10 protein-coding genes are annotated in these 12,838 nt (G+C 68.6%); all 10 read right to left on the bottom strand.

From position 1 onward, the window contains the following. Positions 1-56: 56 nt before the first annotated feature. The 10 genes from AB0H49_RS13345 to AB0H49_RS13300 all read right to left on the bottom strand — a co-directional run bounded on the left by AB0H49_RS13345 (position 57) and on the right by AB0H49_RS13300 (position 12,808). Positions 57-4,238 (bottom strand): TIR domain-containing protein, encoded by a 4,182-nt coding sequence (locus AB0H49_RS13345; protein WP_357250822.1) that lies wholly within the window; start codon positions 4,236-4,238, stop codon positions 57-59. A 183-nt stretch (positions 4,239-4,421) separates the two neighbouring features. Next, the gene (locus AB0H49_RS13340; RefSeq protein WP_355001773.1) at positions 4,422-6,971 is read right to left on the bottom strand and encodes an FtsX-like permease family protein; all 2,550 of its coding nucleotides are present in this window, start codon (positions 6,969-6,971) and stop codon (positions 4,422-4,424) included. Positions 6,972-7,002: 31 nt separating this feature from the next. Further along, positions 7,003-7,779 carry an ABC transporter ATP-binding protein gene (locus tag AB0H49_RS13335; RefSeq protein WP_355001774.1) on the bottom strand — a complete coding sequence of 259 codons (777 nt, stop codon included), beginning with the start codon at positions 7,777-7,779 and terminating at the stop codon, positions 7,003-7,005. A 115-nt stretch (positions 7,780-7,894) separates the two neighbouring features. Beyond that, the gene (locus AB0H49_RS13330) at positions 7,895-8,281 is read right to left on the bottom strand and encodes a hypothetical protein (protein ID WP_355001775.1); all 387 of its coding nucleotides are present in this window, start codon (positions 8,279-8,281) and stop codon (positions 7,895-7,897) included. A gap of 144 nt (positions 8,282-8,425) precedes the next feature. Beyond that, entirely contained in the window at positions 8,426-8,617 is a 192-nt protein-coding gene (locus AB0H49_RS13325) for a type II toxin-antitoxin system RelE/ParE family toxin (RefSeq protein ID WP_357250817.1), read from the bottom strand. A 40-nt stretch (positions 8,618-8,657) separates the two neighbouring features. Further along, entirely contained in the window at positions 8,658-9,236 is a 579-nt protein-coding gene (locus AB0H49_RS13320) for a TetR family transcriptional regulator (protein WP_067791578.1), read from the bottom strand. Between the two features lie 24 nt (positions 9,237-9,260). Further along, positions 9,261-10,730, bottom strand: a complete 1,470-nt coding sequence (locus AB0H49_RS13315) for an FAD-dependent oxidoreductase (RefSeq protein ID WP_357250813.1) — start codon at positions 10,728-10,730, stop codon at positions 9,261-9,263. 28 nt (positions 10,731-10,758) lie between these two features. Beyond that, on the bottom strand, positions 10,759-11,193 hold the full coding sequence (locus tag AB0H49_RS13310; protein ID WP_355001777.1) for a carboxymuconolactone decarboxylase family protein: 435 nt from the start codon (positions 11,191-11,193) through the stop codon (positions 10,759-10,761). Beyond that, a complete protein-coding gene (locus tag AB0H49_RS13305) occupies positions 11,190-12,059 on the bottom strand; it encodes an NAD(P)-dependent oxidoreductase (protein WP_357250810.1) in 870 nt (289 codons plus the stop codon). The genes AB0H49_RS13310 and AB0H49_RS13305 overlap by 4 nt, the downstream gene beginning before the upstream one ends. Continuing rightward, positions 12,056-12,808, bottom strand: coding sequence for an SDR family oxidoreductase (locus tag AB0H49_RS13300; protein WP_357250807.1), 753 nt, complete (start codon positions 12,806-12,808; stop codon positions 12,056-12,058). Before AB0H49_RS13300 ends, AB0H49_RS13305 begins: the two co-directional genes overlap by 4 nt. Between the last annotated feature and the right edge of the window lie 30 nt (positions 12,809-12,838).

The raw sequence follows: 12,838 nt of genomic DNA, 5'->3' as shown, positions 1-12,838 counted from the left end.
CGATTCAGTACACCGAATGCCGGGCGCTGAATGGGCCCGATGCGGGCGGTCGTGGTTTACCCACCTTCTTCGCCCACGATCGGGAGATCCGGGCAGACCTTTTCATACTCGATGTCGGGCGAGACCCATTCGTTCCATGTCTCCCGGCTCATGTTGTAAGTCATCTTGGCGCAAAGCTTGTCGGTGTCGAACGTCGACCCCGGCCAAATCCTGATCGTCTTGTCGGCGCTCGCGGAGAAAATGCTTGCGCCGTCCGGTGTGAAGTCGACGTCCGCGATCATTCCTGCGTGGCCGATCATCGCGGGGCCGATCTGCCGCTGCGATGCGACATCCCACAGCCGGACATTTCCGTCCACACTGCCACTCGCCAGAGTCTTTTCGTCCGGGCCGAACTCGACATCCATCACCCAGCCGTCGTGCCACATCGGATCACCGATCTGTTCCCCGGTGTCCACGTTCCACAGCCGCACCGACTTGTCGAAGTATCCGACCGCGAGCCGACGACCATCCGAGCTGAAGTCGATAGCGGACACCCACCCCGCGCCCTCCATCGACTTCCCGACCCGCAGGCCCGTCGTCGCATCCCACAATCGCACCACCCAGTCCGCGCCCCCGGCCGCGAGTACCTTTCCATCACGACTGAACTCAGCGGACAGGACCCCCGTGGCTTCGTCCAGTGACGGGCCGATCGGTCGCATCGACGGCAGGTTCCACAGCTGACCGGACGATTCCGTGAACGACGCCGCTATGCGATCACCATTGGTGAGAGCTGTCTTCGTCTCGGGCGGGAAAGGAATCGGCGCACCGACCGGCTCGCCGGTATTCGCATCCCACATTCGTAGATGGCTCGTGCTGATCGACTCGAGTCGCCTGCCGTCGGCGCTGTAAACCGCACCCTCGAGGGCATCGCCGCGGACAACGGGACCCACCTGTTTGCCGGTGTCGATCTCCGACTGGCTGATCGTCCCGTCCACCGTGCTCGACACGATGCGCCTGCCATCCGGGCTGATCGCGACCCCGATCACCGGGCCTTCGCGGTACACGGTGCCAGTGTTTCCGATCCATTCCCGCACCGTGGCATCGAGACCGCCGGAAACGATCCGTCGCCCGTCGCGGTGGAAAGCGACACTGGTGACCGCGGACTCGTGCCCGCGCAGCGCTTCACCCACTGGGTGCCCGGACGCCGCATCCCACGTTCGGATCGTCTTGTCCTCGCTCGCGGAGGCGAGTCGAGCGCCGTCGGGACTGAACGTCACATCTGCGATCACCGCGGTGTGTCCGCGCATCGGTTCGCCGATCGGCAGGCGGGTGCGCGGATCCCAGATCTGGATCGTCGTGTCCGTGCCCGCCGAGGCGAGCCGGGCGCCGTCCGGGCTGAACGCGACACTGTTCACATTGAACTGGCCAGTCGGGATCGCACCGACCGGCTGCCGCGATGTGGGGTCCCACAGCCGGATCGCGCCGTCCAAGCCACTCGAGGCGATCAGACCGGCGGCACCGAACGCAACCGATATGACCTCTTTCTCGGATCCGGACATCGGCTCGCCGATCGGTCGCCGTGACTCGGTATCCCACAACCGCACGGTCTTGTCCACGCCTCCCGAGACAAGCGCGCTCCCGTCGGGACTGAACGCGACACTCGTGACTGGCCCGCTATGCCCACGCATGGGCTCGCCGATCGGGTGTTGCGTTTCCGCATCCCAGAGTCGCACCGTCGCGTCGCGGCCGCCGGACAGTATGCGCCTGCCGTCCGGGCTGAAGGCGAGTTCGTTCACCTCGCCCTTGTGCCCGGTCATGACATCGCCGATTCGCTGCCAGGTTCCCGCGTCCACCAATTCGATCGCGTTGCCGCGAGTGGTGACGATCCGACTGCCATCCGGACTGAACTTCACGCTGGATGTACTAGCGCCGTTCAAGCCGTAGATCTTGGTTACGTTGCGCGTCTGGTGGATCGCATTGAGTACGGCGAAGCGGTCATCGGACTTCGACGGAAAGCTGCTGGCGGCCAAGGCCATCTGCATTCCCAACACGTCGTCGCTCATGCCCGGCCACGATTCGCTCAGCATGAGCTGAGATTGCGCGCCCAGCGACGCCGCCGACGCATCTCGCGCATTCGAGCGTGCCCGATCCTCCGCGCGCAACGCCCGCACGAATCCGACCGCCGCCACCACCGCCACGACGACCACGACGATCAACACCGCCCGCAGAATCCTCGACCGTCTGCGCAACATGCGGGCATTGCGCTCCGCGTCCTCCTTCGCGCGACTTTCCGCCGCCGCCAACGCTTCCGCCGCCTCCTGCCGGTCCCTGGCCGCCCGCAGCTCGGCCTCCCGATGCTCCTGTTCTTCGGCGAGTAACCGGTCTTCGTGCTTTCGCGAGGCCGACAGGAACTCCCGCACGTCCTCGAGCCGGTCCCGGAATCCCGGTTCGACGACCAGCGATTCGGCGTCGGCGAGCCTGCTGCCCGCCAGCAGCCACTCGTCGTGGCGTCCGTTGCGATCCCAGGCCAGCGCCGCTCGCTCCAGATTGACGGCATCCTTCAGGTCGGCGGCCTCGATCCGCAGCCACTCGGCCAACGCGTCCCATTGCCGCAGCAGACTTTCCAGGGCGACCTCGACCACGATCTCACCGTCGCGCTCGTCCCGGACGAGCAGCCGCTGGGCGATGAAACGCTCCAGCAATGGACGACTGGGCGCTGGCAGGTCGAACCAGCGCGCGACCCGGCGCATCGGCTGGTCGTTGTCCGGGTCGACGGTCGCCAGCCACGGCACGAACGCCGTCCGCAGCACCGCGAGTTGTTCCTGTCGCACCGCGGGATCGACCGCGAGCAGCTCGTCGACCTCGCTCTGCACGACGCGGCGCAAGCCGCCCATCGCCTCGTATTCGGCGAGAGTGATCTCGCCATCGCCGTAGTCCTGGTACAGACGCGCCAAGGTCAGCGAGAGCAGCGGGAGGGTGTCCGCGCCGTGCGACCAGTCGTCGAGCAGCCGGTCCACCAGGTCCGGGGCGAAGTCGAGTTTGCTGCCCGCTTGGCGCGCCCGCCGCGCAGGCCCGCAGATGACCTCTTTGAACTGCGCCTGCGGCATCGGTTTCAGGTCGTCGAACGGGCGGACCGCGACATCGGCCAGTTCCGGCGCGGTCTGCAGCGGCTCGTACCGGTCGGCCCGAATGGTCGCGACGACGACGATCGACATCGCGATGTGCGGATCGAGCAGCTCGCCGACGAGGGCGAGCAACGCCCGAGCTTCCTCGTCGGCGTCGACGCCGAACAGCTCCTCGGCCTGGTCGAGGGAAAGCACGAGGGTCGGCGGCTCGTCGTCGGTGGGATCGACTATTCGCTCTCGCGCTGCCCGCTGCGCCTCGGCAAGCCAGGCCCGCACCCGTGCCACATCGCGGATGCCCTCCTTGATGACACCGAGACTCGGTTGACGCAATCCCAGATCGACGCGGAGCCGGTGAATCGTGTGCGCCAGCCCGCCGTCGCCGGTCAGGGCATAGCGCTGCGGCCGCACGATCCCGGCGGGCAGGTAATGGCGATCGTCGCGGTGCAAGCGCGGCAACAAACCCGCGCGCAGGAACGACGACTTCCCGACCCCGGACGGTCCGAGCACGACGAACAACTGACCGACGCCGGAATTGCGCAGTGCTCGGATGACGGTGAGCGCCCGGCCGATCTGCGCGTCGCGGCCGAAGTACACGGCGGCGTCCACCGCTTCCAGCGGCTGCCAGCCGCGATAGGGCGCCCGTTCCGGGTCGTCGGGCGGCGGCCAAGCGAAGGTGTCCGCGCCGATGCCCGCCGCCCGCAGACCGTCACGCAGCCGCAGCAGGCCTTCGGTGCGGAATTCGACCGGCGGACCGTCGTCGACGGAGATCGAGGTGTGCGGCCCCGCGCCGAACAGATCGCACCGTTGCCATTCGCTGGTGATGTCCCGGCCCTTCAGCGGCTGCAATCGAACCGCGAAGATCGGCTTGCCCAGCGTTTCGGCAGACCGATACTCGACCTTGCACTCGTGCGAGGCGTCCCAGTTCTCGGACAGCAAGCAGATGACGGCCTCGCAGCGCTCGCTCGCTCGCCGCAGGGCGTCCTTCCAGCGGACACCGGCGCGAATCCCGGTCCGCCGATCCAGATCGAGGAAGATCTCGTCGGCGAGGCCCGGGTCCGCCTCGACGAGCCACGCCTTCAGCGCGACCGCTTGCCGCGTGTCCCGGCTCGAATGACTCAGGAAGACCCTGGACATACCGGAATCATGCGGCGCCGCTGGGCGCGGGGCGCGAGTAGTTCGCTACTCGTCTCAGCCTTGGCAACTATGTCGCAATCTGCGGACTGGCCCGGCTCGAAAGCCGGGACCAGGCCTAGGCGTATCTCCGCCTTCGCTCCGGCCATGCGCAGGCTATCGGCGGAGCGCGTCCGGCTGTGTCGACTAAATGTCCGCGATGGCGGCCAGCGGTGGGGTGCGTGCGGCCCGGATGCCCGGCCACAGCGCGGCGAGCACGCCGACGACGGCCGAGGAGATCAGCACCAGGACCAGCTGGGTCCACGGGATGTCGATCTGGTCGATGCCGAAATCCCGTAGCGTGCGCAGGAATCCGATGCCCAGGCCGATGCCGAGGACCACGCCGACGAGGGCGCCGAACACCGCGATCAGCATGGACTCCAGGTAGATCGTGCGGCGAATCTGCGAGCGCATGGTGCCGACGGCGCGCAGCATGCCGATCTCCCTGCGCCGCTCCACCACCGAGAGCGCGAGCGTGTTGATGATGCCGAGGATGGCGATCACCACGGCCAAGGCGAGGAGGCCGTACAGGATGGCGAGCAGGGTGTTGATCTGGCGGCCCTGCGCGCCCTTGAACTGCTCGCGGTCCTGCACCTGAACGACCGCGAATTGATCGGTCGCCTTCGCCAGGTCGGCGCGCATCGCGGCCACGTCCGCGCCCGGCTTCGCGTTGACGAGGACGTAGAAGTTGTTGCGGAACGCGGTCGGCGTCACCGCTTCGAAGATCGCTGGCGGCACCACCAGGTCGCCGAGCAGCGGCGTCTTCTTGTACACGCCCGCGATGGTGACCGGCACCTTCTGGTTGCGGTCCAGCGTGGTGAGCTCGATCTGCTGACCGGCCCGCCAATCGTGCTGGGCCGCCTCGTCGTCGGAGACCAGGATGCCGCGCTCACCGAGGGTGCCCGTGCCTTGCAGGATCTCGTAGTTCAGCGCGCTGTCGATCGGACCGTCGGGCGCGACGCCCGCCAGCCGATCGTCACCGACCTTCACCGCGACGCCGCGGAAGCCGATCACCTCGGCGGCCTCCGGCACGCCGGCGCGCACCGCGTCCGGCACGCCCAGCGGCAGTCCGATCAGCTGGGACTGCTGCGGGCCCGCGAGCACGTACTCGGACTTGACGCCCTTGTCGACCAGCACGGCGACACTGGCCTTGGCCGACGTGCCGAGCATGCTGATCAACGACACCAGCATCAGGCCGAGGGTGAGCGCGAAAGCCGTCGCGGCCGTGCGGCGCGGATTGCGCGCCGCGTTGTTGCGCGCCATCCGGCCGATCGGCCCGAACGGGCGGATCAGCACCCCGAGGCCGCCGACCACGGGACGCGACAGCGCGGGCGAGGCGAGCAGCACGGCGAGGATCAGCGCCAGCGCGCCCGCACCGACCGTCGCCGCGGCGCTGCCGCCCGTCGAGCGGGAGCCGAGCAGCACGAGCACAACGCCGACCACGGCGAGCACCGCGCCGACGGCGGTGCGGATCCGCAACGATTCACCGGCGGAAGCGAATTCCTCCCGCATCGCCTCGACGGGCGGGATCTTCGCCGCCCGGCGCGCGGGCGCGTAGGCGCTGATCACGGTGACGACGAGACCGACAACCAGTGCGACGACCACCGTGCGCGGCAGCACCGCCATGGAACCGGTGGGCAGGCCGAGATCGAAGGCGTTGAGCACCGCCGAGAGCCCGAACGCCAAGCCGACGCCCGCCGCGAGGCCGATCACGCTGCCGATCGCGCCGATGACCAGCGCCTCGGCCACCACCGAGCCGCCGACCTGCCCGCTGCTGGCACCGACCGCCCGCAGCAGCGCCAGCTCGCGCAGCCGCTGCGCGACGATCATCGCGAAGGTGTTGTAGATGATGAACGTGCCGACGATCAGCGCGATCGCGCCGAACGCGAGCAGGAAGTAGTTGATGAAGTTCAGCGCCTGGGAAACCTGGGCTTTCATATCGGCGCGCACCTGCTCGCCGTTCTGCACCTTGAAGTCCGGCAGCGCGGCGGCGATCCGGTCGCGCAATTCGTCGCCCGAGCCGGAGGCGGCGATGTCGATCCAGGCGACGTGCGTGCCGTCGGTGAACAGCTGCCTGGCCTGCGCGTCGTCGAAGTAGAGGCCGATGAATCCACCGGTGTCCGAAGGCAACTCGTAGATGCCGCTGACGGTGACGTCGAGGACCGGCCGCTGCTGGGTGCTCTGCGACGGGATCAGGAGCTTGGTCCGATCTCCCACCTTCAGACCGGCGACCTCGGCGCCCCCGCTGTTGATCGCGACCTCCCCCGCCTTCGTGGGCGGCGTGCCCGCGACGAACGTCGGCGGTTCCGCGACCGCGTGTTCGGGCGGGACGTAGGACTCGCCCCAGCTGGGCGCGCCGCCGGTCTGCACCGGCTTCTTGCCCTCGGGGTCGAGCAGCACCAGCGGGCCGTTCACGCTCGGCGCGACCGCGCGCACGCCGTCCATCCCCGAGACCATGTCCACCACGCCGAGCGGGACGCCGAAGGACTGCTGTTCCTTCGGGCTCACCCGCACGTCGACGCCTTTCGCCTGGCTGGCGAACAGGCCGTCGAAGGTGCGCTGCAAGGTGTCGGTGAAGACGAACGAACCCGCGATGAAGGCGGTGCCGAGCACCACCGAGAGCAGGGTCAGCGCCAACCGGACTTTGTGCGCGGCGAGGTTGCGGAGCGCGACCTTGCGCATCGGACTGCCGTTCATCACGCTTCCCCCCGCCCGACGACCGCGGTCCTCATGCCTGCTCCAGCGACTTCATCCGGTCCAGCACCGATTCCGCGGTGGGATCGCGCAATTCGGAGACGATCCGGCCGTCGGCGAGGAAGATCACCCGGTCGGCGAAGGACGCGGCGTGCGGCTCGTGGGTGACGATCACGACCGTCTGCCCGAACTCGTTCACCGCGGCGCGCAGGATGGACAGCACCTCCTCCGAGGCGCGCGAGTCCAAATTGCCGGTCGGCTCGTCGCCGAAGATGATCTCGGGCTTGCCCGCGAGCGCCCGCGCGCACGCCACCCGCTGCTGCTGGCCGCCGGAGAGTTCGCTGGGCCGGTGATCGAGCCGGTCGCCGAGCCCGAGCCGCTTGATCACCGTGTGGAGCCAGTCCTCGTCGGGGTCGCGGCCCGCGATGTCCAGCGGCAGCGTGATGTTCTCCAGCGCGGTCAGCGTGGGCACCAGGTTGAACGCCTGGAAGACGAAGCCGATGCGGTCGCGGCGCAGGCGGGTCATCTGCTTGTCGGTCAGGTCGGTCAGATCGGTCTCGCCGATGCGCACGGTGCCGGAGCTGGCGCTGTCCAATCCGGCGAGGCAGTGCATGAGGGTCGATTTGCCGGAGCCGGAGGGCCCCATGATCGCGGTGAACTCCCGCTTCGCGAACTCGACCGACACCCCGTCCAGCGCCTTGACCTGGGTATCACCCGACCCGTACACCTTGGACAGGTCGGCGGCGCGCGCCGCGATCTCGGTCGGAGTCACCGTCTCGGCGGTCTCGGCCCCCACAGCTTGCGAAGTCATGCCCTCCAGTCTGTCTGCGAACCCCGCCCCGCGCCATCAGGGATTCCCCCGAATACCCCGGTCGTACGGCTCAACCGATCGGCGCGGACCGCCACCACTTCTTCAGCGTGCGCCGTCAGGGGGCATCCAACACGCTCGCCGGAACGCCGTAGGGCAGGAACCGCACCCGACGCTGTGGATCGGTGTTGTCGCGGTGCGCGCGTAAAGCCTCGAGTTCGCTCGGGAAGACCTGGTCGACCCTGGCCTCGCCGGTGTCGTCGATGCTGTAGATCGCCCATACCCCGCTGCCGGTCTCACCCGTGGTCTCGGGTTGCGGTGGACGTGACCGCTCCGGTTGGACGAACTGACCGAGAAACGACGCCACGGAACCGACGCTCGCGTGATCTACGCGGTCCAGGTACACGCCTGCTTTCCCGAGCAGGTCGCGGAGCTCGGTTCCCGCCTCACGCAGTGCGCGTTCGATATCTTCCGGATCGATGCCGAAAGGCCCGTTGTCTGGCATCGCATGCTCCTGGGGACGAAGTTGGGCGCTACGTCCTCAGTGTCCTCGCGAAACGCCGACTTCGCCACGCCGACCTCACCCGTCCCCGACCGGCGCCTCGACGCCGGTGGCGGAGCCCGGACCACGAGTGCCGCCCAGGGCGGGTCACAGGTGAGAGCCCACGTCCATGCGCTGGTGGAGGATCCGGATGACCTCGAGGTCGGCGTCGGCGTCGATCCGGTAGCGAATGACAATGGGAGGCCGCGGCCGCGAGTTTGCGGTAACCGGGGCGGATCTCGTCGCAGGCGTGACCGGCGTCGGGTGTCGCGGCGGCGGTTTCGATCGGATGCGCCGCACCTAGCTGTTGGCCTGGTCGGCGTCCCACGTCTTGCTGTGTCTACTTCAGGATGAGGAGCGCGGATTTCTCTATGCGGTCGGCGATTTCGGAGTAGGAGGCGTAGCCCATGCCCGCGCGGACGAGGGCGCCGGCGTAGAGGAGTTCGAGGGATTCGACGATGTCGGGGTCGGCGTCGGGGCCGAGGGCGCGCAGGATGCGTTTGCGGATCTCGGCGCCGATGCGGTCGCGCAGGTGCGCGACGTCGGGGTCACGACCGAGGAGTGCGCTGGTGACGGCGCCGGAGAGTTCCTGCTCGTCGGCGACGAGCATGGCGATGTTGCGCAGTTCGGCGACGACGCGGTCGTGCGGGTCGTCGGATTCGCTCGCCGGTGACGGCGAGGCGACGAGCCGCCGCCAGAAGATCTCCGCGACCAGGTGTTCCTTGGAGGAGAAATAGGTGTAGGCCGTGGCGGTGCCGACACCGGCGGCCGCGGCGACCAACCGGATGGTCATGCCCGCGAAGCCCTCGCGGGCCAGCACCTCCACGGCCGACTTGGTCAGTTTGTCGACAGTGTCGGCCTGTTTCCCGCTGAGGCGACGCCGGGTCGCCTCCAGCATGATGGAATCACCTTCGGACATGTGTCCAGACACTATCAGTCCCCATCAGTTCTTGGCGGCCGCCACCCCGGCCCTGCGACCGTAGAAGCTGCCGTCGCCGAGCGAGGCCCCGCTGACGTATCCGCCCGCGCACAACCCCGAGGTACAGCGACCCGCCGCGTACAGTCCGGCGATCGGTTCACCGGAGACGTGCAGCACCCGCGAGTCCAGATCCGTGCGCAGCCCGCCGAGGGTGAATCCCGCGGTGAAGTTGCGCATGTCGAAGGCCGCCAACGGCGTACCGATCGGGCGCACCCACTCCGGCTTCTTGCCGAGCAGCGGATCCTTGCCGTCGGCCGCGTGCCGGTTGTAGATCTCGACGGTCGATTGCAGAGCCTTCTCCGGCAAGCCCATGTCGGCCTCGAGCTCGGCGACCGATTCCGCCACCCAGGTCGGTGGCTGCCGGAAGAAGGGCGTCGCGGTCACGGTCTTCAGCGCCGCCTCGTAGGACGCCTCATCGATCACCAGGTACGCCTGGTTCTCCTGCTGGATCAGCGTGGCCTGTCCGATCCGGCCGGGATAGGTGTCCTCCGGGATGTAGCGCTGGCCGCGCCCGTTCACCAGGATGCCGCGCACCAGCAGCTGTGGATCGCCGAAGAAGGCGACCTCGGTGGCGTCCATGTGCGCCAGGTCCGCGCCGAGCGCCTGCGCCACCCGGATGCCGATGCCGTCGTGCTCCTCGATGGCGGCGGCGGGCCTGCCGATCAGGCGCGGCGCGTATCCCTCGATCATCTGCGCGGCGTAGGCGAAACTGCCGGTGGCCAAGACGACGCCGCGTTCGGCCCGGATAGCGACCTCCTTGCCGAAGTGCGCGGCGACCACGCCGACCACCCGATCGTCGTCGTCCACGATCAGCCGACGGATGCGCGTGTCGTATTCCACTCGCACACCGAGCTTTTCGGCCGTCTCGGCGAGCGGCTTCATGAGCATGTAGCCGCCGCTGCGCTGCCCGATCCGTTTGTCGGCGTACTGCGGGACGTGTCCGCGCGGCGCGGGCGTGGCCAGGGTGTTGAACGGCGCGGCGTTCTCGCCGCCGGAGTACATCAAGCCCTCGTCGTGCGGCGGCTCCCAGCCGGGCTCGCCCCAGAACGCCTCGCGGAACGGCACGCCGCACGAGACGAGCCAGTTGTAGTGCTCGACGCTGTTGCGGCAGTAGTCCGCGATCTTGGCCGAATCGACGCCCGGTCCGAGCGCGGCGAGCAGGAACTTCTCCATGTTCTCCGGACTGTCCTCGAACCCGAGCGCGCGCTGCAACGGCGTGCCGCCACCGAGGTAGATGAACCCGCCCGCCATCGCCGCGGCACCGCCCCATCCGCCGGAGCGTTCCAGGATGAGCACGTCGGCGCCCGCCCGCGCGGCCTCGATGGCGGCGCACACCCCGGCGATGCCGTACCCCGCGACGACGACATCGGCGGAGTGTCCCCATTCGGAGACTGCACTGGCGCGCAGTGGACGGATGGACTTGGCGTCGGTCATATTCGCTTCCTCGTGGTTCGGTGCGATGTCACGCGGTCTCGGACTTGTCGGCGGCGGCCCGCGCGGCTTTCTTCTGCTGCGCCACGATTGTTCCCACCAACAGGTCGAGTTTGGTGCCGTTCGGCCAACCCACGTAGTGACACAGGAACAGCGCGATCTCGTGCAGCTGCTCCTCGGTGAGTTCGCCGTTGCGCAGCGCGGCGCCGATCTGGATGCCCGCGGTGTCCATCAGGCCCTGCGCGGTCAATGCCCCGAGCAGGAGCAGACGGCGGTCGCGCACGCTGAGCCCGGGCCGCGACCACACGTTCGCGAAGAGGTGATCGGCGGTCATGGCGAAGTGATCGCCGGGGTAATCCTGGAATTCGGTGCCGTAGACCTCGGCCATCTTGGCGAGGCCGCGCTGCCGGACGGTGTCTCCCGTGCCGTTGGCGTCGTCGGCCGCGCCATTGGCGTTGTCGGTCATGAGTTCTGCCTTTCGAAGGTGTTGTCGCCGACGCCGAGGCCGGGACCGAGGCGCTCGAGCGCGAGGCGGGCCAGCGGCAGGTCGAGCGCGAGCCGGTCGCCGAGTTCCAGCGCGAGGCCGAGGTCCTTTTCGCCGAGGTCACGCACGTGGCGCAGGATGGGCAGCCAGAAATCGTCCGGTTCGATCGGGGCGGTGCGGTCGCGCAGCATGATGGCGCCGGGGCCGCCGGTGACCGCGTCGGAATGCCGGACGATCTTGCCCAAGGCGGTGATGTCGAGTCCGGCGGCCTCGGCGAGCCGTTGCGCCTCGGTGGCGGCGGTGAAGGCGACGAAGTGCAAAAGGTTGCGCGCCAGCTTCATTCGCGTCCCCGCGCCGACCTCCCCGGCGTGCACGACGAGATCGGCGAAACTGCCGAAGGGCTCGCGCACCCGCTCGAACGCCGTCACGCTACCGCCGACCATGACCGCGAGCCGACCCAGTTCGGCGCCGGGTCCGCCGCCGCTGACGGGCGCGTCGACGAGATCGATGCCGCGTTCGGCGCAGGCGACCGCCAGTTCTTCGGCGGTCCGGTCGGCGATCGTGGAGTGCACCGCGATCACGGTCCCCGGCGCGGCGGCGCCCGACAGTTCGGTGACCACGGCGCGCACCTGCGCGTCGTCGAGCACCGCGACGCAGACGATGTCGGCGGCCGCGGCGACCCCGGCGGCCGAATCGACGGCCGCCGCACCGGCTTCGGCGAACGGACGCACCGCCTCGGGCCTGGTGTCGCACACCGTGAGGCCGCCCGGCCAGGCCAGCAGCCGCTTGGCCATCGGCGCGCCCATATTGCCGAGGCCGACGAATCCGACGCGCAGCGGTGCGTTCATGAGCGGAAGATCTGTCCGCCGTCGACATTGAAGATCTGCCCGGTGACCCACGCTGCGTCGTCCGAGAGCAGATACAGGCAGGCGCCGACCAGATCCTCCGGCGTGCCCATCCGTTTGAGCGGCAGCCGCTTGATCATGTCGTCCACGATGACGCCCGGCGTCACGGTCTTGGTCGCCTCGGTGTCGATGGGCCCGGGCGCGATGGCGTTGATGCGGATCTTGGAGCCGCCGAGTTCGAAGGCCAGCTGCTGGGTGAGTCCGTTGACGCCGACCTTGGCCAGGCCGTAGAAGCCGGAGTACACCCAGGCCGCGGTGGACGACTGGTTGACGATCGAGCCGCCGCCCGCGCGCACCATGTGCTGGAACACCGCCCTGGTCATGTTGAGCGCGCCGTCCATGTTCACCGACATGAACTTCTTGTAGTAGTCCCACGGTACGGTCAGTAGCAGGTCGAGTTTCATCTCGCCGTAGATGGCGGCGTTGTTCACCAGGTGGTCGATCGCGCCGAACTCGCCGACGGTGAATTCCGCGAGGGCCGTGGCGGATTCGGGGTCGGCGACATCTACCTCGCCGAACACCGCGGTGCCGCCCGTCGCCGCGATCTCGGCGGCGACGGACTTGCCGCGCTCGACATTGCGATCGGCGACAACGACTTTCGCACCCTCCTCGGCCAGCGCCTTGGCGTAGACCGCGCCGATGCCCTGCGCGGCACCGGTGACTATGACGGATCTTCCGGCGAAACGCCCCATGGGGTCCTCCACAACTCTCTGCCGATCGGC

This window comes from Nocardia sp. NPDC050713, assembly GCF_040654315.1.
GTDB lineage: Bacteria > Actinomycetota > Actinomycetes > Mycobacteriales > Mycobacteriaceae > Nocardia.
This window is presented reverse-complemented; position numbering and strand designations above follow the sequence as displayed.

Excerpts from the sequence above, each read along its gene's own strand:
- AB0H49_RS13305 (WP_357250810.1), bottom strand. The coding sequence starts at position 12,059 with ATGAACGCACCGCTGCGCGTCGGATTCGTCGGCCTCGGCAATATGGGC.
- AB0H49_RS13335 (WP_355001774.1), bottom strand. The coding sequence starts at position 7,779 with ATGACTTCGCAAGCTGTGGGGGCCGAGACCGCCGAGACGGTGACTCCG.
- AB0H49_RS13340 (WP_355001773.1), bottom strand. The coding sequence starts at position 6,971 with ATGAACGGCAGTCCGATGCGCAAGGTCGCGCTCCGCAACCTCGCCGCG.
- AB0H49_RS13330 (WP_355001775.1), bottom strand. The coding sequence starts at position 8,281 with ATGCCAGACAACGGGCCTTTCGGCATCGATCCGGAAGATATCGAACGC.
- AB0H49_RS13315 (WP_357250813.1), bottom strand. The coding sequence starts at position 10,730 with ATGACCGACGCCAAGTCCATCCGTCCACTGCGCGCCAGTGCAGTCTCC.
- AB0H49_RS13300 (WP_357250807.1), bottom strand. The coding sequence starts at position 12,808 with ATGGGGCGTTTCGCCGGAAGATCCGTCATAGTCACCGGTGCCGCGCAG.
- AB0H49_RS13345 (WP_357250822.1), bottom strand. The coding sequence starts at position 4,238 with ATGTCCAGGGTCTTCCTGAGTCATTCGAGCCGGGACACGCGGCAAGCG.
- AB0H49_RS13310 (WP_355001777.1), bottom strand. The coding sequence starts at position 11,193 with ATGACCGACAACGCCAATGGCGCGGCCGACGACGCCAACGGCACGGGA.
- AB0H49_RS13320 (WP_067791578.1), bottom strand. The coding sequence starts at position 9,236 with ATGTCCGAAGGTGATTCCATCATGCTGGAGGCGACCCGGCGTCGCCTC.